This is a genomic window from Pseudomonas sp. URMO17WK12:I12 (genome assembly GCF_000514395.1).
Classification (GTDB): Bacteria; Pseudomonadota; Gammaproteobacteria; order Pseudomonadales; family Pseudomonadaceae; genus Aquipseudomonas; species Aquipseudomonas mucoides.
The window spans coordinates 122,668-145,804 of the sequence record NZ_AZVV01000008.1; the positions used below are offsets into that span (position 1 = coordinate 122,668).

A 23,137-nucleotide genomic window follows, 5' to 3' on the forward strand; every position below is an offset into this window, starting at 1 on the left:
CTCCTACATTGGATCTTCGGCGTTCACGAAATCCTTGTGGGAGCCGGGCTTGCCCGCGATGAACGATAACGCGGTCTACCGGCTAGGCACCCGCCACAAATACCACGCCGCCACCGTCCGGTACGGGCTCCACCCCAACCCGATCTCCACCATCTGCTTGCGCGTCGGTTGCACCTCCAGCCCCTTCATCCGCCGATAGCCCTCACGTACGCCAAAGTCATCGGCCGGCAAAATATCCGGCCGTTCAAGGCTGTAAATCAGCAACATCTCAACCGTCCAGCGTCCGACCCCGCGCAAGGTGATCAAGCGCTCGATCAACGCCTCATCGTCCATGGCCAACGCCGTCGCATAATCCGGCACCACGCCGTCCAGCGTCGCTTGGGCAATCCCCTGAATGGTCGCGATCTTGCCCGCCGAAAACCCGCAACTGCGCATCTGATCAAACCCGGTCGCCAGAATCTGCTCCGGTCGTGGAAACGCCACTGACGGAAACAACCCCAGCAAGCGACCGACAATCGCATCCCCGGCCTTGGCATGCAGCTGCTGGTAGGCAATCGCCCGCACCAGCGACTCATACGGATCGCGAGCCGCATGGGGTTGATGCAGGCACGGGCCGACGGCGGCGATGTGGCGCGCCCAGTCGGCGTCGAGGGACGCCAGAAATTCGGTCGCGGGCCGATAGGGATCGGGCATGGCGATCAAGCGTTCCCGGCCGTTTTCAGCAGGGCGTTGACTTCACCGTACGTAAACGCCTTGAGGTGGCTGCTGTCGAGTTTGCCGGTTTCCAGAAAACCCTTGGCCAGCCCGGCCATGGCGCCATACAAAAACTCGGCGATGCCCGAACCGGCACTCAAGCGCCGCACGCCCAAGGCTTTCAGCGTTTCGGGCGATGGCAGGCTCGCAAGCCCCAGCACGTTCACCGGCAACGTCGTGCCCTGGCACAGTGCGGCGATTTCGTACTCCGCCGACACGCCCGCGGCGAACAACCCGTCGGCCCCCGCCGCTTGATACAACGCGGCACGCTTGAGGGTCTCGGCAACACGGTCCTCGGCCGGCACCAGTCCCTTGAGGTACACATCGGTGCGCGCATTAATGAACAGCTGCACATTGCGCTGATCCGCCACCTTGCGCGCCACTTCGATCTTGCGCACCAGCAACTCGGGCGGGGACGCGCCGTCCTCGATATTGATCCCGACCGCACCGGCAGCAATCACCGCTTCAATCACTTGCGCGACCCGCGTCAGGTCATCGGAATAACCGGCCTCGACGTCCACGGTCAACGGCACGGAAATCACTCGCGCGATGGACTCGACGGTTGAGACCAGACGGTCGAGGGGCAGGGCGTTGCCGTCCGCGTAACCATGGGCCCAGGCCACCGCCGCGCTGCTGGTGGCGACGGCTTTGCAGCCCAGTTGCTCGACGATGCGCGCCCCGGTGGCATCGGCGACGTTGGTGAGGATCAACAAGCCTTCGTGGTGCAGTTGGTGGAATTGCTTGTCCATCGAATGTCCTTCCTTATGACGATTGAGGCAATCAGAACGCCAGTTGTTGGGTCATCTGCAGCGCAGCGTTTTCCAGCCGGAGCAGAAACGCCTTGCGCGGTTGTCCTCCACCATAGCCGGTCAATGAGCCGTCTGCACCGATCACCCGGTGGCACGGCACCACGATGGCCAGGCGGTTGTGCCCGTTGGCCAAACCCACTGCGCGACTGGCGCCGGGCTTGCCCAATAACCTGGCGATGCTGCCGTAGGTGCTGGTCTGGCCGTACGGGATCTGTGCCAGTGCAGCCCAGACCTGCCGGGCGAACTCGCTGCCGGGCGTGTGCAGCGCGACCGTGAATTCGCTGAGTTTGCCGGCGAAGTACTGCGCCAGTTCGGCTTCGATTTGCTGCAAGTGCGCGTTATGCCCCGGCGCGACCGCGTAGCCGTAACGGTTCTGCAGTTCTTCGACTTCACGGGTCAGTGCCGGGCGGTCGAGGAACTCCAGCAGCACCAACCCGCGACGCTCGGCCATGGCAATCATCGGCCCCAGTGGCGTGGTCAGCCGGGTGAAGAGCAGGGGTTCACTCTGTGCGGCCCGGCCCGGGGTGATGTGGAACGACTTCTGGAACGCGTCACGAAAACCGCTGAGGGATTCATAACCCGAGTCGAAGGCTGCGCTGTCGATGGAATCGCCCTGTTTGATCCCGCCCAGCGCCATGCCGAGACGGCGGGTGCGCAGCCAGGCGTGAAACGTCATGCCGAAATGCTGTTTGAACCAGCGCCGCAACTTCAGCGGCTCGATGCCCTCGGCCAGCAACTGGGCGTCGGTCCAGCGCTGCTCGGGGTCGGCGTCCACCGACTTCAGCAGCGTCTGTACCCAGTCGGGCGCGATGGCGGCTGCATCCAGCGGTTTGCAGCGCAGACACGCGCGATAACCCGCCGCCATGCATTCATCGGCGTGCGCAAAGAACTCGACGTTCTCCGGTTTCGGCGAACGCGCCGTACACCCGGGGCGGCAGAAGATCCCGGTGGTTTTCACGGCCGTGAAGAACACGCCTTCATAGGCAGTGTCGCGTTCGAGCATGGCGCGAACCATTTCGGCGTGGGGCGGCAGCACAGCGGTTTGTATGTTCATGGGCTGAGCATAAAACCCTGCGGGCGGTGACTCCACCGGAAAATCGACAGTGAATTTTTGTGGCGCTGGACTACAGTGTCCGGGTTACCGGTCATGCAACCCTTCAGGAACTGATTTCATGCATCCGTTCACGATTCAACACATTGATCACATCGTACTGCGCGTCCAGGACCTGGAGCGCAGCATCACGTTTTACGCCCAGGTATTCGGCGCTGAACTGGTCAAGCGCCGCGATGATCTGGGGCTGGTGCATCTGCGCGCCGGGACCTCGATGATCGACCTCGTCAGCCTGGACGGTGAGCTCGGACGCAAGGGCGGCGCTGCCGCCGGTCAGGAGGGGCGTAACCTCGACCATGTCTGCCTGCGCATCGAACCGTTTGATGAAGCGGCGCTTGTGAGCCACTTGCAGTCGTTTGGTTTGACGACGGAGAAAGCGGCTAAGCGCTTTGGTGCTGAGGGTTATGGCTTGTCTCTGTATTGCTTCGACCCGGATGGCAACCAGGTCGAGCTCAAAGGGTCGTCCACTGATCAGCCTTAAGCATCCTCGAGCCGCTCTCGTAAAAACTCGATTGGGGAACACGTGAACTTCAAGGGATCAAACCGGCCACTTGATAGGATTCGATCATTTTCTGAAATATGTCGGACGTTTCTTTGATTTTTTTGGAGGCCTTCACGCGTTTAACTTAGCGTGTTTAAAAACACTTGGTGTTACGTCCCGAAGGCTACAAGACCTTGCGCCGTTACCTACGATCAAGCCAGAATCCGCCGGCTTGTGCGGCTACGGGGTGGGCTATATCGTTTCCCTGTCACTGAAAAACAGTGATCGGGTTTGGTAGCCCGTCTAGAAGCCGCATGACAACACCTTATGTAGTCTCTTTTTGGGACTCTGTTTTTATGGTGGTCATGCGTGGGGCTCCATTGTGAGCGCCGGGTTTCCAGCTTCTACCGGTCTACCAACCCACGTATGGCCGCCACCCCTTCGTTTGGTAGCGAGGGTGATGGCTCCTCAATATTAGAAGTTGGAGTTCATCTATGTTCAAAGTAACACCCAACCCGCCAGACACCGATTCACCCGATGCCGATCCGCCAAACGCCGATTCAGTGTCCCCGTACGAAACCCTCGATCCCAAAAAACTCCACGACGCCGCCGAACGCGCGCTCAACTTCTATCTCAATCCGGCGGCGCTCATGAACAACACCCCACGTAAACCCAGCACCATTTACATGATTGCCCCAGACGTCGACCATGAAACCTTACTGGTTCAAACGTGCGAGAACATGGCGTCGGCCAGTGTCATGGCCAGCAACGTGGCGGCCTCGCTAGAGGGGACTCATCGCAGTAACGTCCTGGCATTGCAGCAGGTCATCATGCTGGGGGAGTTGGCGGTGAATCGAATGCTGGATAACTTCGTTCCGCCTAAGTAATCGCTGCATCACGTTGGCGGGGGAGCTTGCTTCCTCGCCCACGGTGCGTGGTGGGCGAGGAAGCCCGCGTGCTCAACTCAACACCGCTTGGCGTACCAGGGCTGTTCACTGCGCAGAAATGGTTATCTTCGAACCCGGTAGCGGGATCGTGACGCTGAAGGCCATGCACCGGGATGTGATTTTCGTGATCGGTTCAGCGGAACCTCATCAGCGGTTATTGCGCAAGATGGAAAAATTCAACGCCGCGGCCACGCAAAGCCACCCAAGGTAAGGCAGCAGAATCAAGCCAGTGATCACATCCAACTGCAACGCCATCACCACCATCACCGCGACCACCAGCCAGAGCAGCATCAGGATCACCATGCTGGCGAAAACGCGATGCGCGCCGAAGAATACCGGCGTCCACAGCGTATTGAGCGCAATTTGCGCGGCCCACAAAGCCAGCACCTCCTGACTGCCAGGGATCAGGGTCAATCGGTACCCGGCCCAGGCGAGCAAAAGGTAGATCGTCGACCAGGCGACCGGAAACACCCAGTTGGGTGGGGTGAAGCCGGGTTTGACCAGCGATTCGTACCACTGGCCCGGTTTGAAAAAGAAGCCTGTGCTTGCGGCGGCACCGCAGGCTAGAAGAAAAACGAGAAAGGTCATCGGCGATCCTTGGCTGAGGTCAGTTGTCTGGGAGCTGCGAAGCCCTGTCGGCAGCGTTAAAGAGATGACGCCCGGTGACGCGAAAAGTTTGGAGGGAGGGATGACATTTCTCAGACGCAAAGGAGCGAAGGGGGCGATGCCGTGCTTAAAGAACCATCGTCCCCCCGTTTGATCACGCCCGCTTCGCCATCAACAACACCGAAGCCGCCGCCGACAACAACCCCGCGCAGCACCGGTTGAAAATCCGCTTGCCACGCGGCTCGGCGAACCAGCGACGCATGTGCAATCCCATGTAGGCGTACGCGCTGATGGCGATCCATTCCAGTATCAAAAACAGCGCACCCAGCAACGCAAATTGCGGCGTCACGGCGCGGGTCGGGTCGACGAACTGGGGCAGGAACGCGGTAAAGATCAGGATGGCCTTGGGATTGCCGGCCGCCACCAGAAACTCCTGCCGCGCCAGGGCCATCACACCGACGGGTGGCCGGGTGTCAGCGCGCTCAGCGCCCGGATCGGCACGCCACAATTGCCAGGCGAGGTAAAACAGATACGCCGCGCCGATGATCTTGATTCCGTAGAACAGCATTTCGGAGGTTTGCAGCACCACGGCCAACCCGGCGGAGGCGAGGGCGATCATGCCGGCGAAGGCCAGCAACCGACCGATCCCGGCCACGCAGGAGGTGCGGTAGCCGTAGCGAGTCGAGTTGCTGACCGACAGCAGATTATTCGGGCCGGGCGCCATGTTCAGGGCAAAGCAGGCGGGCAGGAAAAGGGTGAGGGTGGCGAGGTCCATGGCGAGTCTCCGCAAACGAGAGCGCCATTTTTATCATGGGCGGTGGACGGACCGCCCGGTACAGCCATGGACACAAGCCGCAGTACACTTTTATTTGGCGAACTTCCTCGCGCCTGCCACGCAGAGAATCACCGCCACGGTGACCCCGAGCATGCCGAGGCTGACCTGTTCGTGCAGCAACGTCGCCGCCAGCGCCAGGCCGAAAAACGGCTGCAGCAGTTGAAGCTGTCCCACCGCCGCAATCCCGCCCTGTGCCAATCCGCGATACCAGAACACAAAACCTATCAGCATGCTGAACAGCGACACATACGCCAGGCTCAACCAGGCCGGCATCGTGATCCCGGACAATGAAACGGGCATCCGCCACACCGTCAGCGCGACCATCAGCGGCAGCGACAACACCAAGGCCCAGCAAATCACCTGCCAGCCGCCCAGTGTTCTGGAGAGTTTGGCGCCTTCGGCATACCCCAGGCCACAGGCCAGAATCGCCAGCAGCATCAGCAAATCACCGACAGGCGACGCGGTAAGGCCTTGGGAAACGGCGAAGCCGATCACCAGCAAACTGCCCAGCACCGAGAAAAACCAGAACGCCGGCCGTGGACGTTCGCCACCGCGCAACACGCCAAACGCGGCCGTGGCGAGCGGCAACAGACCGACAAAGACGATGGAATGCGCCGACGTCACGTATTGCAACGCCAATGCCGTCAGCAGCGGAAAGCCGACCACAACTCCCAGCGCCACAATGACCAAAGGCAACAATTGACTACGCGCCGGGCGCTTTTCCTTGAACAGCCACAGCATGCACAGCGCCAGCACGCCGGCGATGGTGGCCCGGGCGACGGTCAGGAACACCGGGTCGAATTCAAGCACAGCCACGCGGGTGGCGGGCAGTGAGCCGCTGAAGATCAGCACGCCGATGAAGCCATTGATCAGCCCGCTGGCGTGCTTGTCCAGTGTCGGTCTGTTGAGCGTTGAGGTCCTGTCCATGTGGCGTCTCCGAGGCAGGTTGCGTGAAAGGCATCTTATGAGCCAGGATTAAGAACAATCAAAAAATTGTCATGGATACACCCCACGATGCCACGCTCCCGTTACAAGTCCCTGGTGGACACCCTGGCCGCCGATATTCACGCGGGGCGCTTGCTGCCGGGCACACGCTTGCCGACGCACCGTCAGTTGGCCGCCAGCGAAGGCCTGGCGCTGGTCACGGCCAGCCGGGTGTATGCCGAACTGGAAGCGATGGGATTGGTCAGCGGTGAAACCGGGCGTGGGACCTTTGTCCGGGAGACGTCGTTGCCGCCCAGCCACGGCATCGATCAGCCGGACATTGCGCCAGGGGTGATTGACCTCAATTTCAACTATCCCGCGCTGCCGGGGCAGGCCGACCTGTTGCGCAATGCCTTGCGCCAACTCGCGTTGTCCGGCGACCTGGAATCGCACCTGCGCTACCAGCCTCACTGCGGACGGGCGCATGAGCGCGCCTCCATTGCTCGACATTTGCTTAGCCGTGGCCTGACGGTTGAAGCCGACAACGTGTTGATTGTCAGCGGCGCTCAACACGGTCTGGCAGTGACGTTGATGGCATTGCTGCGACCCGGTGACGTAATCGCGGCGGACGCGCTGACCTACTCGGGTTTCAAAGTGCTGGCCGCCACGCTGCACCTTGAAATCGTGCCCATTCCCGTCACGGAACACGGTCCGGATCTGCAGGCGCTGGAGGACCTGTGCCGCCGCCGGACAGTGCGCGCCGTCTACACCATGCCGACCCTGCATAACCCGATGGGCTGGGTGATGCCGGCCGAGCAGCGCGAACATCTGGTGTCGATTGCGCGCAAGCACGACCTGCACATCATTGAGGACGGGGCTTATGCGTTTCTCGCCGAAGACGCGCCGCCGCCCATCACTGAGTTGGCCCCGGAGCGGACGATTTACGTGTCCGGTTTTTCCAAGAACGTCGCCACCGGTTTGCGCGTTGGTTTCATTGTGGCCCCTGCGCAGAAGGTCGCCGAGCTCGAGCGCACGATCAGGGCGACCACCTGGAACACCCCGGGCGTTATGACGGCCATCGCCTGCGCCTGGCTTGAGGATGGCACCGTCACCCGGCTCGAAGCGCAAAAACGCGAAGACGCACAGGCACGACAGAAGCTGGCCGATGAGGCGCTCAGCGGACTTGCGGTGATCCGCCATCCGTCGTCCTACTTTCTGTGGCTGCCTTTGTCGGAAGACGCACGGGCAGACCAGATTGCCGTGGCGTTGATGCGAGAGCAGGTTTCTGTGTCCACCGCCGAACCCTTCGCGATTTCGCTCCATGTACCGCACGCCTTGCGGTTGGCGTTGGGCTCGGTGGACATGGACACACTTCGACAAGCACTGGTGAAAGTGAAGTGGGTGGTGGAGGCGCATACGTAAAAAGTCCAAGGCCCCGGGCGATCTGGACAACAACACACCCTCAATCAAAACCATGGCCTACGCTTGTTCACAGACGCATGTTCAGTGAGCAGGGGTTGCTCCTGAGCGCGATTCAACGGCACCTACAAAAACAAGATCAGGAGACCGCTCATGTTCGCTTTGTTCCGTCGTTTCAACTACGCCGCTGCTGTGGCGATTACCGCTGCCGCACTCTCGACACCCGCCATGGCGCTGGACACCGTCAAGTTCATGGCCCCGGGTTCGGTCGGTGGCGGCTATGACCAGACCGCCCGCGAACTGGGCAAAGCCTTGATCGAGGCCAAGGTCGCTAAATCCGCCACCTTCGAAAACAAGGGCGGGGCGGGTGGAACGCTGGGGCTGGCGCAGTTTGCCAACAGCACTAAGGGTGATGGTGATGCGTTGCTGGTGGTGGGCGCTATCATGGTCGCGGGCATTGAACAGAACAAACCGCAAATCACCCTGAAGGACGTGACACCGATTGCCCGGTTGTTCACGGAGTACAACGTGATTGCAGTGCGCAAAGAGTCCGAGTTCAAAACCCTGGAAGACTTGCTCAAGGCCTTCAAGGAAAAACCGACCAGCATCACGTGGGGCGGCGGCTCCAAAGGCTCGGTCGATCACATCGGCATCGCCGAACTGGCCGGCAAAATGGACATCCCGGTGAACAAGGTCAACTACGTCGCTTTCGCCGGTGGTGGTGAAGTGGTTGCCCAGGCGCTCGGCGGGCAGATCAAGGTGATCACCGGCGGTTATGCCGAACTGGGTCAATACATCAAGAACGGCCAGTTCCGTGTGCTCGCCATCGGCGCGCCGGAGCGTGTGCCTGGCATTGATGCACCGACCCTCAAAGAGAAAGGTTACGACGTGATCATCGGCAACTGGCGCGGTGTGTACGGCGCGGCAGGCCTGAGCCCGGAGCAGCGTAAAGAACTGACCGACGCCGTTGTCGCGGCTTCCAACAGCCAATCCTGGAAGGACAACATCCAGACCAACGCATGGTCGCCGAGCGTGTTGACCGGCGATGAGTTCGGCAAGTTTGTCGCCGAAGAACACGTGCGGTTGCACGCGATGCTGGTCAACGTCGGGCTGCTGAATTGACATGGCCGGCCCGCGCAACATTGTGCCGCCACAGTTGGCGATCGGCCTTGGCCTGATCGCCATCAGCGCCGTTCTGGCGGTCGGTGCCTTCCGGTTTCCGCCCGAGATGGGCTTCGTCATTTTGGGCGCGCATGTCTATCCCTATGGGTTGGCGGTGTTCCTTGGCGTGGTCGGTTTGCTGCTGAGTTATCAGGCCGTTACCGGTGGTTTTCGCGAGCTGGCGGATCACCATGACGAATCGGCCAAAGCGCTGCCCGGCGGCAAACGGGGTGTGGCGTGGGTGACGGCGGGACTGGTGGGGGTGGCGGTGCTGATCAACCTGATCGGTTTCGTCCTCGCCGCCGGGCTGTTGTTTGTCTGTGCCGCACGCGGGTTTGGCAGTCGCCATCCACTGCGCGACCTGGCCATCGGCATTGCCCTGACGCTGCCGATTTATTGGCTGTTCAACGCCGGGCTCGGGGTTTCCCTGCCGCCCCTTGTCAACGCCTGGATCTGATCCGGGCCACAGGAGATCAACCCGGTGGATATTCTTGCAAGTCTGGCGATGGGGTTTTCCGCCGCGCTGTCGCCGATCAATCTGATGTGGGGCTTTATCGGCTGTCTGCTCGGCACGGCCATTGGCGTGTTGCCCGGCATTGGGCCGGCGCTGACCGTGGCGCTGTTGCTGCCGATCACCGCCAAGGTCGATCCGACCGGGGCGCTGATCATGTTTGCCGGTATCTATTACGGCGCGCAGTTTGGCGGTTCGACGACTTCCATTTTACTCAACACGCCGGGGGAGTCGTCCTCCATGGTCACGGCCCTGGAAGGTAACCTGATGGCCCGCAATGGCCGGGCCGGGCCGGCACTGGCCACGGCGGCCATCGGTTCATTTGTGGCCGGGACGATTGCCACGATCCTGCTGACGCTGTTTGCCCCGGTGGTTGCCACACTGGCGCTGAAATTCGGCCCGGCGGAGTATTTCGCGATTCTGGTGCTGTCGTTCACCACCGTGTCGGCGGTCCTCGGCGCGTCGATGCTGCGCGGTTTCGCCTCGCTGGGGGTGGGCCTGGCCATTGGCTTGATCGGCCTGGATTCGACCTCGGGCATTGCCCGCTACACCCTGGGGGTGCCGGAGTTGGTGGATGGCATTGAAGTGGTGTTGGTGGCAGTGGGTCTGTTCGCGGTGGGGGAAGCGTTGTACAGCCTGTTGTATCAAAAAGAAGAAGCCGGCAACCGACACCGCTTGACCTCGTTGTGGATGACCCGCGCTGACTGGAAACGTTCGGTTCCGGCCTGGCTGCGCGGCACCCTGATCGGCTTCCCGTTCGGTTCAATTCCGGCCGGTGGCGCCGAGATTCCGACGTTTCTGTCCTATTCGGCCGAACGCAAGCTGAGCAAATACCCGAAAGAGTTCGCTGGCAGTAAAGGCGAGGGCGCGATTGAAGGCGTGGCCGGGCCTGAGGCGGCCAACAATGCCAGTGCGACCGGCTCGTTGGTACCGCTGCTGACGCTGGGCATTCCGACTTCCGCCACGGCGGCCATCCTGTTGGCCGCGTTCCAGAACTACAACCTGCAACCCGGCCCGATGCTGTTCCAGACCTCGGGCGACCTGGTCTGGACCCTCGTCGCTTCGCTGTACATCGGCAACGTCATCCTGCTGGTGCTGAACCTGCCGCTGGTGGGTTTGTGGGTCAAGCTGCTGCAGATTCCGCGACCTTACCTGAACGCTGGCATCCTGGTGTTCGCCACCATCGGTGTGTACGGCATGCGTCACTCGTCGTTCGATCTTTTGCTGATGCTCGGCATCGGCTGGGGCGGAGTGCTGATGCGGCGTTTTGATTTCCCCGTGGCGCCGGTAATCGTGGGGATGTTGCTCGGGCCGATGGCTGAAAAGCAGCTGCGTAATGCGCTGTCCATTAGCGAAGGCGACTGGACAACCTTCCTCACGCAACCCATCGCCGCATCGTTCCTCGCCCTGACGTTGCTGGTGCTGATCGTCCCGCATTTGCTCCACGCCCGGGGCATCAAGCTGCACGAGGATGATTGAACCCATACGTGTCGCAATGCTTTGGGCAGTTTTCTTCAATACGCGCAGCAGGGTGCTCAGTAACTTGAGCGCTGATTTCCCTGAATTGAAGAAGGTGCGCGATGAGTCTGTTGATTTCCATGGCAACGTTTGCACTGGTGGCGTCGATAACGCCGGGGCCGGTGAACATTGTGGCGTTGAGCTCGGGCGCGCAGTTCGGCTTTCGCGCCAGTCAACGGCACGTCGCCGGGGCTACGCTGGGGTTCGTGTTGTTGCTGGTGTTGATGGGGCTCGGGCTGCATGAGGTATTGCAGGTGTGGCCGGCGCTGACGCGGGTGGTGCAATGGGCGGGCGTGGCGTTTCTGTTGTTCATGGCCTGGAAACTGGCGGCGGACGATGGCCGACTGGATGTGAACGGGTCCGCAAAGGCGCCTTCGATGGTGTACGGCGCAATCATGCAATGGCTCAACCCGAAAGCCTGGCTGGCCTGCGTGGCAGGGATGGGCGCCTTCGTCGCGGACGGTGAGGCGCGGCTGATCTGGCAGTTTGCGGCGGTGTATCTGGTGATCTGTTATGTGTCGGTGGGCTGCTGGGTGTATGCCGGAACATTCCTGCAGGGTTATTTGAATAATCCGGCAGGAATGCGCTTGTTCAATCGGGTCATGGCGCTATTGCTGGGGGCGAGTGCCGTGTATCTGCTGGTTTCCTGACCCCCGGACAACTCGCCTCAATCGAGGCCGTGCAGCAAACTGAACTCGTTTTTTGTCAGCGCAGTGAAGCGGTTGTTTCGCAGTTGGCTGATGGCATACAGCGCGCGACCTGTGCGGCCATTGCCGTCGCCCAAACCGTGGAAACCCACGACAGTTGCCAGCAAATGTTTGTCGAAGTACTCATGGCCGGTGTCCAGCGTTTTCAGGTGCTGTTCCATTGCGGCGAAGCCACTGATGTTGCTGGCGTACTTCTTGTCATTGACGCCAATGCGCACGACGTCAGAGGTCGCGGGGGCAATCCGTGCGTGCACCTCTTTGATCACCGCCGGATCGGTCAGCGGTTTGTTGTTGCCTGCATAGTCACGCAGGACCTGAACGATGCTCTCAACGTCATTACCGGGAGAGGTCGAACCGTTGACAATCCAGGCACCGGCCCTGCGCGAATTATCCGTAAAGCCGTTCGGGTTGAACGTTGCTTCCGGCATGGCCTGGTTAAACGGCGCCTTGCCCAGATCCTGTTTCAGCACGTTTTGCTGGTAGCCCTTCATGTAATTGACGTTTTTTGCTTCGAACTGGGCATAGGTGGCCAGCGTGTCGGCATAACCTTGGGCACCCGATGCGGACCGTGCGGTGGTGTAGCCATATTGCGATTTGTCCAGGACTGCGGCGAACAGGTCATCGACCGCCGTTCGGCCTATCAATGCCTCCAGATCCTGCGCTTGCTTGAATGGGATCGCCGATTCGATGACCGCTTTATTGAACAGATGCTCAAGTTCAAGGTGGGTCGCACCCTCCGGTAATCGAATGTTCCTGTCCCCCAGTCGGGCGACAATCTGTTCGACCGTCTGAAGGCTGTCGTCCTTGAACAGCGCACGCCCATGGGCAACTGTGTCCAGCGACATGCGAAGCCGGGGCCCGACACCGGTATGGTCGACGGCCTTGATCAAGTTGTAGCTGTTGGCACCGGTTATGTAACGCAGTTGCTGTCTGGCGGCGTGTGCCGCGGAGAGGCCGCTGCCGCTTAGTTTTGTTACGCCCCGGCCGAGTAGCTTGGCGCCCCCCTTGAGCAGATGTGATGCACCGCTGACCGGATTGACCAGACTGACGGCGGTACCGGCCACAACTTTGGACGCAGACAACAGTTTCGATACCAGGGTCGAGGCTTTTGCACTGATCGCGACGACTTTGACGCCGATAATCGCGAAGGACACGACCAGCGCTGCGGCGTCGATGACACACCCCAGTATCGCGTTACGTTGTCTGGATGGAACACCTGACGACAGATCCTCAATGCACCCTTTGAACGGAACGATCAGGTTCAAAATGACGTTAAAGGCGGCATCGGAACTGGCAATGGCTTGTTCGCGCGCCGTTTCGTCAAGGCTCAACGTTTTCAAGGCGGCTTTGTTGAAGTACGGGTTCTGCTTGGCAATAAAATCGCTGATTTCATTTTTCCGCTGGGAGCGGAAGTAGCGGTTCGGCGAAGTAGTGTCGGTATTGTCAGAAGGTACATTGAACTCGCCGAGTTTGTGGAAGATAACCTGAGAGCGCTGGTAGCTACGGGGTGCCAGGTTTTTATAATACGCCTCGTCGTCTATGGGGGCCTCGTGAAAGACTCTTTTTTCTGGATAGCTTTTTTCGAAGTCAATATCGACGCCTTTTAACCAATACGCTTCAGTCAGTTGTTTGTTTACGACGCATTCCATTCTGAGTGGGAAAAGTTCATAGCCACGAATTTGCGAGTCCTTTCGTGCATAGATAATGACTCCATAAGGGCCTCTTTCGCCCAATGGGACGACGCCATCAAGTCCTCCCGGCCCCCACGAATTGACTTGGTAAATCGCTAGATACCCTTCTTCGATGAACTGCCTGTCCAGGGGGCGAAGTTGCGAAAAAGCAATGTTGATCGAGGCAGATAACGCGTGGGTCATCGTATCGATATGGTCGTCAAAGACGGGCTCGTACAGTTCGGCAACGGGAGGCATGCGGACTAGGTGAGGGAAAGACTTGTAAATACTTTCTCCTGAAATCCGGTCCCAATCCTCAGTATGAAGTTCGTCCCCCATATAAAGGTCTATCACCGATACCTTTCTTCCCGCCCCTCCACCGGTACCGCGATGTTTGACCAACAACTCCTCCGGGTCGCAGTCCGATTCCCAGGATTTCAACTCTTTCAACGCAAGTGCCTTGCGATGGGGTAATGGCTTGCCGAGTTGTTTCACGGCGCTGTTGATCATATCGATGTGCTGTTGATATTCATCCATGGCCAGGGTGACAGCATCCGTACTCAGGTTGCCTTCGGCGTCCCGGGAGACAAGTCTGTTCATCAAGGCCCAGGTGATGACCGGATCGACCGATACCGTCGTCGACAGGTTTTTTACAGCCGGGCTCAATTCCGATATCCGGCCAAACCCGAGCAACTGCTGATACGTCATGCTTCGAGAAACGCCGGGAACAATCGATTCGGCAAAGTGCACGGCTTGGGTGAATACAACCCAGCCGGGCGTTCCAAGGCGTAGTTCGGGCGGCAGATCATGGACCAGATATTCCGGTGCCATGCCTCCCAGGATCAGCTCTGCCACCAGCGGCGAAAAGAGTTCATGCAGTTTGAATGTAGAAACCAAATGCTGTTCAAGTTGCGTGCGCACGTCGGCCGGACTGGCCAGCAAGTATCGTTTGGAATAGAGGTCGAAGCCGGCAAATGTGGTATTGGCCCGATCAGCAGCGGGGTCCAGGTCAAGCAGTATCGCCGCGATGACCAGTTGCTCAATAAACGGCTCTGCGGGTTTGAGGCCCGTCTCATCGGCGAACCATCCCAAGGCATCGATGTACGCTTGCCCATTGTCGGAGGCCCACACGGCGATGTCGATCAGCCGCGCCATTCGGTAACTTTGGCTGGTGGGCAATCCATCGGAGGAACCGCTTTCGAGCCTCAGCGAATCGCCAAGCAGGGCAACCAGAGAAACTTCGCCTGCGGTTTGCTCCTCGGAGACCTGGCGAATGATTGCACGGTTTTCTTCCGTGAGATTGAACGGAGAGTCTTCCGGTGAATCCAGTAGTTGCCAATAATCTTCATACGCAGGGCTGTCTGGCAGTGTCGAGTGATTGATCAAGTCGATCAGCTCTTTGGCGCTTTCTACGGTGACAGGCAGTGGCAAGCCGTGAATGTTTAACCACTGACTGACCGCCATTTTCTCGGTGGCGGTCACCCACCCACCGGTCAACCTGGCCATACTCGCCAACAGTTGAAGGTCTTCTTCGAACGATTCAAGACCGGCGACATAGTGAGTGATGTCTGTGCGGGCAGAGAAGTAGCCGACGGTGATAACGTCAGTTTCGATGGTGCGGCTGCTGACGTTCTCATGGGTGTAATAGAGATGACCCGACTCATTGACTTGAAAAGAACTTGTCGGGGGGATGGACCGCTCAGCGCGAATCTTTAAAAAGTCGGGGTGACGAATAAGCCTGGATAGGCATATGGCGGCAGGGCGATGCAAGTTATCCAGATGAGAGTTTGCCATGCGTGTGACCGATAAGCGGTCCCACGACCAACCGATGGTTTCCATGACGTCTGCATCACTGAGGAAGTTGGCAATAACCTCGGTAATTGATTGTTTCTCTTGTTGGTTGTTGGAGTTAAAAAGGTTGTTGTGTGAGTTGCTCAAGTGAGAAGTTCCAACTTCTGGTGTTGGTTTTGGGTATGACTTGGAAGAGGAGCTTAAATAAGTGGGCGCTGCGTTGTCATTTTAGTTGTATGTCTTTGTATGACTTGTGTATGGGTTTAGTGCGGTTTTAATAGTTTGCATTCAATTAAATAACGCTCTAAGTGCAGAGTGTTTTCTTAACCGCGATACTGCCCGGGTGTCGCTGCCAGGTGCTGTTTGAAGACGCGCTGGAAATGCGCCTGATCAGAAAATCCCGCTTCCAGGGCAACATCAGCAATCAACTTGCCAATGCGCAATTGATCACGAGCGAACTGGATACGCCGGTTAACCAGAAAGGCATGGGGTGTCATGCCGTAATGTTGCTTGAAGGCGCGAATCAGGTAGGACGGCGACAGTTGAGCCGCGTCGCAAATGTCTTCGAGCTTGAGTGGGTGTGTGCAGTTGTCACGAATGTAGTCGGCAGCCCGCTCCAGCTTGAAATTGGGTTCGCGCGGCGCTTGATCGACCGGGTTGAGCCGCTGTTGTACCTCGGTAAAAAACTCTACCGCCGCGCTGTGTTTGCACAACACATCCTGCAGAGGATCAACCAGTATTTCGTACAAATCGTTGAGGCCGGCGAACAGGTTGCCGTCGCGGGTGTGGGTGATGGAAAAGCGTCTGAAGGCCGAATCCTGGCTGAAACCGAGCTGATGTTGCAGATCGGTCAGCCAAGGCGTCTCGACGTACAGCATCAGGTACGACCACGGCTGGTCGTCGATCGGATTGCAGGCATGCACATCATCAGGGTTCATCAACACCACGGTGCCGGTGCTGACCTCGAACTGCGCTTGCTCGTGAAGGTAGGTGCTGCGCCCGGCGGTGATCGCACCGATGGAAAAGTGCTCATGGGAATGCCGGGTGTAGCAGACCTCGCGGCCGTCGGCGATGGAGCGGGCTTCGATGAAGGGCAGGGCATCGTCACGCCAGAAGCGGGGGGCTTTGTCAGCGTCTTTGGCAACGGTGTGCTTCATCGTCAATGTCCTCGGCAGGCCAGCAACGGAGTGTATTAGCTCTCGCCGTCAAAGGCTCGTTGAGACTTGGTGGTGTTCGAGCTTTTCAGCATTTCCGTGCGCTGGATCGGTCAGCACCATGCCCTCGGGCATGGCGTGAATCTCTTGGCCAGCCTTGCCGTAATGGGGGGGGCAGTGATTTTTGAGTGATCGAAGATCGAACAGTAAAACTTTGCCGCCTCTTCGGCCTGAGTGTCAAACCAAAGGCAGGGAGTCAGTTTTTGCACGCGTTGCAGGGTGGCGCTCCTCTACGGGTTACTCATGCTGGACTATCAGCGTAGTCAGCCTGGCGCTGACCGGTCGGACCGTAGATCGCAAATCTGCCGAAGTGTCGAGTCAATATGACTTGTTTGTGGGTCATAGTGACTATTTTGTGGTTTGGTCGATATGACTCTTATGCGTTCAACGTATTGATTTTAAAGGGGCCAATATCTGGCACGGCGCTTGATACTCCCAACGTACAACTGACCCGATTCAGGAGTACGACAATATGTTCGATTTTCTCAACAACCCTCTGCGCGTTCTGTACCTGTCGAGCAAAGTGCTCGGCGCCGGCCTGGTCATGCTGTTTGCCGGGATCTATGGCGCCTACCTGTACGACGGTCATATGCCCATCGCGTTGTTGGTGGCGATGCATGCCATGACCATCATCGGCCCTACATTGCTCAAGATCGGCTACGTCATGCGCTTGCTGGCCCAATACCGGTTGTCTAAAGCCCTGATCCCTGTGGTGGCTTGAAGTGAGAAAACGCTGTTACTGGTGTGGCTGCTGGCGCGATTGGCGTGGTTGCTGCCGATACCTGCGCCCATCCTGATTGCCTGATGGGCACTTTGCATCTGGGGCGCTTGTGGCGCTGGCATGATCGAGGGATCTGGCGGGTGCCGACAGCTGCTACAGGCGAACGCAGCGTCGCGGGTTTGGCGGCGGCAAAACAGCCATCAGATTGGGGTTCAAGGTGTGACCGGTGGTCGATGAACCGGTCTCGCCCGGCATTTTGCGCTTAGCTGAAGGGATAACCCAAGGCGCGCACAGGCATTTGATTGTCATGGCGACGCCCTTCAGAACACCGTGAGTCTGAGGAAATTCGCAATGCTGACCCTCAACATCAATGGCAAGGATCAGGCGCTGGATGTCCCCGCGGACATGCCGCTGCTCTGGGTCCTGCGCGATGTCGCGCACCTTACCGGCACCAAATTCGGTTGCGGCATGGCCCAGTGTGGTGCCTGCACCGTGCACGTCGATGGTGCGCCATTACGTTCCTGCATCACGCCCGCGACCGCCGTGGCCAACGGGCAAAAAATCCTCACCATCGAAGGCCTGTCCACTGATGGTTCGCACCCGGTGCAGCAAGCCTGGGCCGAACTCGACGTGGTGCAGTGCGGTTACTGCCAGTCCGGGCAAATCATGTCCGCCGCCGCATTACTGGCAAAAATTCCCAAGCCCACCGACAGCGACATCGATCAGGCGCTCTCCGGCAACATCTGCCGTTGTGGCACTTACCCAAGGATTCGTGCGGCGGTCAAACGCGCCGCCGAGATCGGTTGATGCCATGTGGAGGGAATCAGAACGATGAACAGTATCCTGGATGTCTCACGTCGCCGTTTTCTCAAGGGCAGTGTTTTGTTGGGGGGTGGGCTGGTGGTGGCGTTCGTCATCCCCGGCGCCCATCGTTTCGCCGTGGGCGCGGAGAATGAGGGCACCATTTTTGCACCCAATGCTTTCCTGCGCATTGGCAACGACAACAGCGTCACCGTACTGCTCGGCCATTCGGAAATGGGCCAGGGCATCTGGACCGGCCTGACCATGTTGATCGCCGAGGAGCTGGACGCCGACTGGACGACCATTCGCGTCGAGCATTCACCAGCCTCGGCCGCTGATTACGGTTTGGCCGGGTTTGGTGGCATGCAGATCACTGGCGGCTCGACGTCGACCTGGATGGAGTTTGACCGCTACCGGCAGGCCGGTGCAGCGGCGCGTTTGATGCTGATCCAAGCGGCGGCCAAGCGCTTCGACGTTGCGCCTTCGCAGATCCGTACCGAGTCGGGTGTGGTCATTGCCGGTGACAAGCGCGCCACCTACGGCGAACTGGCCGACGACGCCGGCAAGTTGCCGGTGCCGGATCCGGCCTCCATCAAATTAAAAGAGGCCAAGGACTGGAAGGTCATCGGTAAACCCACCAAGCGCCTGGACACGCCGGAGAAAATCACCGGGCGGGCCACGTTCGGCATGGACGTGCAGTTCGACGGCTTGATGACCGCCATGGTCGCCCGCTCGCCGGTGTTCGGCGGCAGCGTCAAATCCTTCGAAGGCGCAGAAGCGCTGGCGGTACCGGGCGTGCATAAAGTGGTGCAGGTGCCCACGGGCGTGGCGGTAATTGCCGATCATTACTGGGCCGCGAAGCTGGGACGCGATGCGCTGAAAGTCGACTGGGACCTGGGGCCGAACACCGGGCTCGACAGCCAGAAGCTGCTGGAGAGTTTCCGCAAACTGGCTGCCACGCCCGGTCGTTCGGCGAGCAAGGCAGGCGATGCAACGGCGGCACTGGGCAAAGCAACGAAGAAGATCGACGTTGAATACAGCGTGCCGTACCTGGCCCATGCGCCGATGGAGCCGCTCAATTGCACGGTGAAAATCTCCGAGGACAAGTGCGAAATCTGGACCGGTACGCAGTTTCAGACACTGGATCAAATGATCGCGGGCAAGATCACCGGGCTCAAACCCGAACAGGTGGAAATCCACACCGAATTCCTCGGTGGCGGCTTCGGTCGCCGGGCCAATCCGACCTCGGATTTTGTCGCCGAAGCCGTGCAGGTTGCCAAAGCGGCGGGCGTGCCGGTGAAAACCGTGTGGTCGCGCGAGGACGACATTCGCGGCGGTTACTACCGCTCGATGTTCCTGCATCAGGCCAATATCGGCCTGGATGCCGGCGGTATGCCGATTGCCTGGAAACACGTGATGGTCGGGCAGTCGATCATGGACGGTACTGCGTTTGCGGCGACCATGGTCAAGGATGGGGTCGACAAGACTTCGGTGGAAGGTGTCGCCGACAGCCCTTATCTGGAAGACCTGGCCAATCACGAGGTTGAGCTGCACTCGCCGAAAACCGGTATCAGTGTGTTGTGGCTGCGCTCGGTCGGGCACAGCCACACGGCGTTCGTCATGGAATCGTTGATCGATGAGCTGGCCGAGGCGGCCGGCAAGGATCCGGTGGAATACCGACGAACCTTGCTCAAGAACCATCCAAGGCACTTGGGCGTGCTCAATCTGGCGGTCGAAAAAGCCAACTGGACCGCGCCGTTGCCGGACGGCCACGCCTTGGGCGTCGCGGTGCACGAGTCGTTCGGCAGCTACGTGGCGCACGTCGCCGAAGTGTCCCAGGACAACCTCAAAATCCGGGTGCACCGGGTGGTGTGCGCGGTGGACTGCGGGATTGCGGTCAACCCGATGAGCATCGCGGCGCAAATGGAATCCTGCATCACCTTCGGCCTCGGCTTCGCCTTGCACAGCAAACTGACCTTCAAGGACGGACAGGTGGTGCAATCCAATTACCACGATTATCAGGTGTTGCGGCTCAACGAAATGCCGGTGGTGGAGGTGCATATCGTGCCCAGTACCGAACGGTCCGGCGGCATCGGTGAGGCCGGCGTTCCACCCACCGCACCGGCCGTCGCCAACGCAGTGTTTGCCCTGACCGGGCAGCGCTTGCGCGAGCTGCCGCTGCAACTGTCGGGGGTGTGACATGAAACGACATCTGATGTTGGGCGCGGTGCTGTTGATTGGTCTGGCGGGCTACGCCGAAGACCTGTTTGCGGACGACAAGGAAGCGATCAAGGCATTCGATACGGTGCAGAAAGTCTTTCAAAGTCCGCGTTGCCAGAACTGCCACATTCCGGGGGATTCGCCGTTGCAGTTCGATGCCGGAACCTCGCATGCCATGAACGTGGTGCGCGGGATGGACGGCAAGGGCGCGGCCGGACTGCCCTGTGCAACCTGTCACGCCGAGGCCAATCCGCCGGCCAGTTACGGGCCGCACGCGCCACCGGGCGCGCCGCACTGGAGCCTGCCGCCCGCGTCGCACAAGATGGCCTGGATCGGCCTGCCGGCGGACAAACTGTGCGCGATGATCAAGGACCGCGCCAGCAATGGCGACCGTGATTTCGCTGCACTGATCAAACACGTCAGCGACGACAAACTGGTGCTGTGGGGCTGGAATCCTGGTGAGGGCAGGGCGCCGGTGCCGGTGCCGCACGACATTTTTGTCACGCAATTCAAGCTGTGGGCCGAGGCGGGTGGCCCTTGTCCGGTGCTGGGTAGCTGACCGGCGGTCCGTTAACAGGGAGTCAATGCAGGTATGGCCGACTCTAAAGACCATACCCGCCACTGGAGTGAGTCATGTTGATCCCAGGCAAACCGGTGAAAAACGGCGTTCGCGCTGATCCATTGCGTTCGCCACAACAGGAGCGTCAATTACTGCGCGACCTGGCCCACAAGGCTGAGCAAGAGCTGATGGGCGTGCAGATGGCGAGCATGGATGAGTTGACGCTGCTGCCCAACCGCCACGGTTTCACCGTATTGGCCCAACAGGGGCTGGACGCCTGCCAGCAACTGGACAAACCGACGACGCTGTTGCATTTCAAGCTCGATGAGCTCAAGCACATCAACTATCTGTATGGCCGCGCCGAGGGCGACCGTGCGCTGAAAACCTTCGCGGATGTGCTGCGAATCGCGTTTCGCGAAAGCGATGTGGTCGGCCGGCTCGGCAGCGACAAATTCGTTGCCTTGCTGCTGGGTTCAAGCATTGTGGATATCGCCGCTATCCGGGCGCGACTCGAAGAAATACTCGCTGAGCGTAACGCCACGGTGCATCGCCGTTCTGACCTGCACTTCAGTCTCGGACAGATCGAATGTGAGCAGCAGTTGCATCAGTGCGCGGAAGAACTGCTGGCTGTGGTCGATGAGGCCATGCGCGCTGGAAAATCGCTGTCAATTCAGGGTTGAGCGATACTTTGCAAGTCCGCGGCTACGTGCTCGGCGGTACGCAATAAGTGACCATCGTCTCTGAACCGTCCGATCAGCTGTAACCCGATCGGTAGACGACCTTCGACGCGATTCAAGGGAAGGTTGATCTGCGGCCAGCCAAACGCTCCCCAGAACTTGATGAAGTCTGACGGTCCGGTACTTTCAAGGCCGACAGGCGCGACCATCCCGCAGGAGGCGCCGAGCATGGCGTCGAAGGGTTGGCAATGCTCTTCCAAAACTGGTGCAAGTCGGGCCAGACGTGCCTTGGCAGCTGACTCCTGTTCCCAGCTTGTCGCCGCCGCTCGCTCGAACATGGCCAATGTCGAAGGGCTCAATTGAGTCCGATGCCGTTGAAATTCCTTTGCCAGCGAACGGGCGCCTTCGCAGTCATTGATCAGCTGATGGTCGTCGAACACCCCGGCAAATTCATCGGGTAGCCGGACGTCGCTCACTTGATGACCGGCGTTTCTTAGCTGATCCGCAGCCTGTTCCAGAGCTTGAGCCACTTGCCGGTCCACTTGATCCCAGCGTGATGTGCGGCAGAAACCCAATCGCAGTGGACGCCGCTCGACGTCAGGTACGACGAAACCAGGGATCAGCACTCGCGCCACCAACTGCAGATCGCGCACCGATCGACCATACCAACCCACGGTGTCGAAGCTCGGCGCCAGCGGTTTTACCCCTTCCAGCGACACCAGTCCCAGCGACGGCTTGAAGGCAAAGAGGCCGCAGTAGGACGCCGGCTTGAGCAATGAGCCAGCGGTCTGGGTGCCCAGCGCCAATGCAAAGAAACCCGCAGCCATCCCTGCAGCCGAACCCGCGCTGGAACTGCCTGGCGTGCGAGCGAGGTCATGGGGGTTGCGGGTTGGACCGGTCTGCATATAGGCAAACTCGGTGGTGTGGGTCTTGCCCATGATCAGCGCGCCGGCCTGGCGCAGCAGTGTAACGACGTGGGCATCCCGGGACGGTTGATGGCCGGTATAAATGGGTGAGTGAAATTGCGTGGGGTACTCAGCGGTGTCGAAGATGTCCTTGATGCCCACGGGCACGCCGGCCAGCAGCCCTTGACCCTTGTTCTGCGCGGCATCGGCGCGTACCTGTCGGGCGTCGAACGAGACGAAGGCCTGAATATCCGGTTCCTGCGCAAGAATGTGCTCGATCATCGATTCTGCAATGGCGAGAGGAGTCGTCTCACCGTTGATCACCGACTCGCTGAGACGCGTGGCGTCCGGGGCGAGGCGGGTCATTTGGCAAACAACTGACTGATGTCCTTGAACGCCTTGAACTCCAGCGCATTCCCGCAAGGGTCGAAGAGGAACATGGTGGCTTGTTCGCCCACCAGGCCCTGAAAGCGAATGCCCGGTTCGATCACGAACGCCGTGCCCAGCGCGGTCAGCCGCTGCGCCAGCGCTTCCCATTCATTCATGCTCAAGACCACGCCGAAATGCGGGACAGGCACGTTATGGCCGTCCACGGCATTGGTGTGCGCGGCTTCCTGAGAAGCGTTTTTCGGCGCGAGGTGAATCACCAGTTGATGGCTGAAAAAGTTGAAATCGACCCAGTGATCGCTGGAACGACCCTCTTCCAGGCCAAATACCTCACCGTAAAAATTTCGCGCGGCGGTCAGGTCATACACCGGGATCGCCAAGTGGAAAGGGGACAATTGCATCGATCAAGC

The 23,137-nt window shown here is 59.6% G+C and carries 22 protein-coding genes and 1 pseudogene; 12 read left to right on the forward strand and 11 right to left on the reverse strand.

Annotation, left to right across the window (positions count from 1 at the left end; genetic code table 11):
* Positions 1 to 75: 75 nt before the first annotated feature.
* From D882_RS0111405 to D882_RS0111415, 3 genes are read right to left on the reverse strand one after another with little or no spacing between them, the layout of a single operon-like run.
* On the reverse strand, positions 76 to 693 hold the full coding sequence (locus tag D882_RS0111405; protein WP_027923358.1) for a DNA-3-methyladenine glycosylase: 618 nt from the start codon (positions 691 to 693) through the stop codon (positions 76 to 78).
* 5 nt (positions 694 to 698) lie between these two features.
* Positions 699 to 1,502: an isocitrate lyase/phosphoenolpyruvate mutase family protein gene (locus D882_RS0111410; RefSeq protein WP_027923359.1), complete on the reverse strand. Its 804-nt coding sequence runs from the start codon at positions 1,500 to 1,502 to the stop codon at positions 699 to 701.
* Positions 1,503 to 1,533: 31 nt separating this feature from the next.
* Positions 1,534 to 2,616 (reverse strand): bifunctional transcriptional activator/DNA repair enzyme AdaA, encoded by a 1,083-nt coding sequence (locus tag D882_RS0111415; protein WP_027923360.1) that lies wholly within the window; start codon positions 2,614 to 2,616, stop codon positions 1,534 to 1,536.
* Between the two features lie 118 nt (positions 2,617 to 2,734).
* Between D882_RS0111415 and D882_RS0111420 the strand changes: the two genes are divergently transcribed.
* Both D882_RS0111420 and D882_RS0111425 read left to right on the forward strand, forming a co-directional pair.
* Positions 2,735 to 3,154 (forward strand): VOC family protein, encoded by a 420-nt coding sequence (locus D882_RS0111420; RefSeq protein ID WP_027923361.1) that lies wholly within the window; start codon positions 2,735 to 2,737, stop codon positions 3,152 to 3,154.
* 494 nt (positions 3,155 to 3,648) lie between these two features.
* The gene (locus tag D882_RS0111425) at positions 3,649 to 4,041 is read left to right on the forward strand and encodes a DUF6124 family protein (RefSeq protein ID WP_027923362.1); all 393 of its coding nucleotides are present in this window, start codon (positions 3,649 to 3,651) and stop codon (positions 4,039 to 4,041) included.
* Between the two features lie 207 nt (positions 4,042 to 4,248).
* Here the strand turns inward: D882_RS0111425 and D882_RS0111430 are convergent, their stop codons facing one another.
* The 3 genes from D882_RS0111430 to D882_RS0111440 all read right to left on the reverse strand — a co-directional run bounded on the left by D882_RS0111430 (position 4,249) and on the right by D882_RS0111440 (position 6,469).
* Entirely contained in the window at positions 4,249 to 4,689 is a 441-nt protein-coding gene (locus D882_RS0111430) for a TspO/MBR family protein (protein WP_027923363.1), read from the reverse strand.
* A gap of 172 nt (positions 4,690 to 4,861) precedes the next feature.
* Positions 4,862 to 5,482, reverse strand: a complete 621-nt coding sequence (locus D882_RS0111435) for a LysE family translocator (RefSeq protein WP_027923364.1) — start codon at positions 5,480 to 5,482, stop codon at positions 4,862 to 4,864.
* A gap of 90 nt (positions 5,483 to 5,572) precedes the next feature.
* Positions 5,573 to 6,469, reverse strand: coding sequence for a DMT family transporter (locus D882_RS0111440; RefSeq protein ID WP_027923365.1), 897 nt, complete (start codon positions 6,467 to 6,469; stop codon positions 5,573 to 5,575).
* An 87-nt stretch (positions 6,470 to 6,556) separates the two neighbouring features.
* On the opposite strand from D882_RS0111440, the gene D882_RS0111445 reads away from it, so the two are divergent.
* From D882_RS0111445 to D882_RS0111465, 5 genes are all read left to right on the forward strand, one after another.
* Positions 6,557 to 7,888, forward strand: coding sequence for a PLP-dependent aminotransferase family protein (locus D882_RS0111445; RefSeq protein ID WP_027923366.1), 1,332 nt, complete (start codon positions 6,557 to 6,559; stop codon positions 7,886 to 7,888).
* A 150-nt stretch (positions 7,889 to 8,038) separates the two neighbouring features.
* Entirely contained in the window at positions 8,039 to 9,007 is a 969-nt protein-coding gene (locus D882_RS0111450) for a tripartite tricarboxylate transporter substrate binding protein (protein WP_027923367.1), read from the forward strand.
* Position 9,008: 1 nt separating this feature from the next.
* Positions 9,009 to 9,503, forward strand: coding sequence for a tripartite tricarboxylate transporter TctB family protein (locus D882_RS0111455; RefSeq protein ID WP_027923368.1), 495 nt, complete (start codon positions 9,009 to 9,011; stop codon positions 9,501 to 9,503).
* A 24-nt stretch (positions 9,504 to 9,527) separates the two neighbouring features.
* Positions 9,528 to 11,036, forward strand: coding sequence for a tripartite tricarboxylate transporter permease (locus D882_RS0111460; RefSeq protein WP_027923369.1), 1,509 nt, complete (start codon positions 9,528 to 9,530; stop codon positions 11,034 to 11,036).
* Between the two features lie 101 nt (positions 11,037 to 11,137).
* Positions 11,138 to 11,725, forward strand: a complete 588-nt coding sequence (locus tag D882_RS0111465) for a LysE family translocator (protein ID WP_027923370.1) — start codon at positions 11,138 to 11,140, stop codon at positions 11,723 to 11,725.
* A gap of 17 nt (positions 11,726 to 11,742) precedes the next feature.
* Here the strand turns inward: D882_RS0111465 and D882_RS0111470 are convergent, their stop codons facing one another.
* The 3 genes and pseudogenes from D882_RS0111470 to D882_RS1000000132000 all read right to left on the reverse strand — a co-directional run.
* Positions 11,743 to 15,390, reverse strand: a complete 3,648-nt coding sequence (locus D882_RS0111470; protein WP_027923371.1) for a hypothetical protein — start codon at positions 15,388 to 15,390, stop codon at positions 11,743 to 11,745.
* A 176-nt stretch (positions 15,391 to 15,566) separates the two neighbouring features.
* A complete protein-coding gene (locus tag D882_RS0111475) occupies positions 15,567 to 16,400 on the reverse strand; it encodes an AraC family transcriptional regulator (RefSeq protein ID WP_027923372.1) in 834 nt (277 codons plus the stop codon).
* Between the two features lie 108 nt (positions 16,401 to 16,508).
* Positions 16,509 to 16,675 (reverse strand): annotated as a pseudogene (locus D882_RS1000000132000) (VOC family protein); the annotation flags it as partial.
* 254 nt (positions 16,676 to 16,929) lie between these two features.
* On the opposite strand from D882_RS1000000132000, the gene D882_RS0111485 reads away from it, so the two are divergent.
* From D882_RS0111485 to D882_RS0111505, 5 genes are all read left to right on the forward strand, one after another.
* Positions 16,930 to 17,178 carry a hypothetical protein gene (locus D882_RS0111485; protein WP_027923373.1) on the forward strand — a complete coding sequence of 83 codons (249 nt, stop codon included), beginning with the start codon at positions 16,930 to 16,932 and terminating at the stop codon, positions 17,176 to 17,178.
* Positions 17,179 to 17,529: 351 nt separating this feature from the next.
* The gene (locus D882_RS0111490) at positions 17,530 to 17,985 is read left to right on the forward strand and encodes a (2Fe-2S)-binding protein (RefSeq protein WP_027923374.1); all 456 of its coding nucleotides are present in this window, start codon (positions 17,530 to 17,532) and stop codon (positions 17,983 to 17,985) included.
* Between the two features lie 24 nt (positions 17,986 to 18,009).
* On the forward strand, positions 18,010 to 20,178 hold the full coding sequence (locus D882_RS0111495; RefSeq protein WP_027923375.1) for a xanthine dehydrogenase family protein molybdopterin-binding subunit: 2,169 nt from the start codon (positions 18,010 to 18,012) through the stop codon (positions 20,176 to 20,178).
* 1 nt (position 20,179) lies between these two features.
* The gene (locus D882_RS0111500; protein ID WP_027923376.1) at positions 20,180 to 20,758 is read left to right on the forward strand and encodes a hypothetical protein; all 579 of its coding nucleotides are present in this window, start codon (positions 20,180 to 20,182) and stop codon (positions 20,756 to 20,758) included.
* 74 nt (positions 20,759 to 20,832) lie between these two features.
* Positions 20,833 to 21,438, forward strand: a complete 606-nt coding sequence (locus tag D882_RS0111505) for a GGDEF domain-containing protein (protein WP_027923377.1) — start codon at positions 20,833 to 20,835, stop codon at positions 21,436 to 21,438.
* Here the strand turns inward: D882_RS0111505 and D882_RS0111510 are convergent.
* Complete coding sequence (locus tag D882_RS0111510) at positions 21,429 to 22,706, reverse strand: amidase (protein WP_027923378.1); 1,278 nt, start codon at positions 22,704 to 22,706, stop codon at positions 21,429 to 21,431. The two genes, D882_RS0111505 and D882_RS0111510, sit on opposite strands and share 10 nt — an antisense overlap.
* Positions 22,703 to 23,128, reverse strand: a complete 426-nt coding sequence (locus D882_RS0111515; RefSeq protein ID WP_027923379.1) for a VOC family protein — start codon at positions 23,126 to 23,128, stop codon at positions 22,703 to 22,705. Before D882_RS0111515 ends, D882_RS0111510 begins: the two co-directional genes overlap by 4 nt.
* Positions 23,129 to 23,137: the final 9 nt, after the last annotated feature.

Coding starts and splice junctions, on each gene's coding strand:
- D882_RS0111475 (WP_027923372.1), bottom strand. CDS start 16,400: ATGAAGCACACCGTTGCCAAAGACGCTGACAAAGCCCCCCGCTTCTGG.
- D882_RS0111410 (WP_027923359.1), bottom strand. CDS start 1,502: ATGGACAAGCAATTCCACCAACTGCACCACGAAGGCTTGTTGATCCTC.
- D882_RS0111405 (WP_027923358.1), bottom strand. CDS start 693: ATGCCCGATCCCTATCGGCCCGCGACCGAATTTCTGGCGTCCCTCGAC.
- D882_RS0111455 (WP_027923368.1), top strand. CDS start 9,009: ATGGCCGGCCCGCGCAACATTGTGCCGCCACAGTTGGCGATCGGCCTT.
- D882_RS0111450 (WP_027923367.1), top strand. CDS start 8,039: ATGTTCGCTTTGTTCCGTCGTTTCAACTACGCCGCTGCTGTGGCGATT.
- D882_RS0111500 (WP_027923376.1), top strand. CDS start 20,180: ATGAAACGACATCTGATGTTGGGCGCGGTGCTGTTGATTGGTCTGGCG.
- D882_RS0111495 (WP_027923375.1), top strand. CDS start 18,010: ATGAACAGTATCCTGGATGTCTCACGTCGCCGTTTTCTCAAGGGCAGT.
- D882_RS0111440 (WP_027923365.1), bottom strand. CDS start 6,469: ATGGACAGGACCTCAACGCTCAACAGACCGACACTGGACAAGCACGCC.
- D882_RS0111445 (WP_027923366.1), top strand. CDS start 6,557: ATGCCACGCTCCCGTTACAAGTCCCTGGTGGACACCCTGGCCGCCGAT.
- D882_RS0111420 (WP_027923361.1), top strand. CDS start 2,735: ATGCATCCGTTCACGATTCAACACATTGATCACATCGTACTGCGCGTC.
- D882_RS0111435 (WP_027923364.1), bottom strand. CDS start 5,482: ATGGACCTCGCCACCCTCACCCTTTTCCTGCCCGCCTGCTTTGCCCTG.
- D882_RS0111430 (WP_027923363.1), bottom strand. CDS start 4,689: ATGACCTTTCTCGTTTTTCTTCTAGCCTGCGGTGCCGCCGCAAGCACA.
- D882_RS0111505 (WP_027923377.1), top strand. CDS start 20,833: ATGTTGATCCCAGGCAAACCGGTGAAAAACGGCGTTCGCGCTGATCCA.
- D882_RS0111490 (WP_027923374.1), top strand. CDS start 17,530: ATGCTGACCCTCAACATCAATGGCAAGGATCAGGCGCTGGATGTCCCC.
- D882_RS0111465 (WP_027923370.1), top strand. CDS start 11,138: ATGAGTCTGTTGATTTCCATGGCAACGTTTGCACTGGTGGCGTCGATA.
- D882_RS0111425 (WP_027923362.1), top strand. CDS start 3,649: ATGTTCAAAGTAACACCCAACCCGCCAGACACCGATTCACCCGATGCC.
- D882_RS0111515 (WP_027923379.1), bottom strand. CDS start 23,128: ATGCAATTGTCCCCTTTCCACTTGGCGATCCCGGTGTATGACCTGACC.
- D882_RS0111415 (WP_027923360.1), bottom strand. CDS start 2,616: ATGAACATACAAACCGCTGTGCTGCCGCCCCACGCCGAAATGGTTCGC.
- D882_RS0111485 (WP_027923373.1), top strand. CDS start 16,930: ATGTTCGATTTTCTCAACAACCCTCTGCGCGTTCTGTACCTGTCGAGC.
- D882_RS0111510 (WP_027923378.1), bottom strand. CDS start 22,706: ATGACCCGCCTCGCCCCGGACGCCACGCGTCTCAGCGAGTCGGTGATC.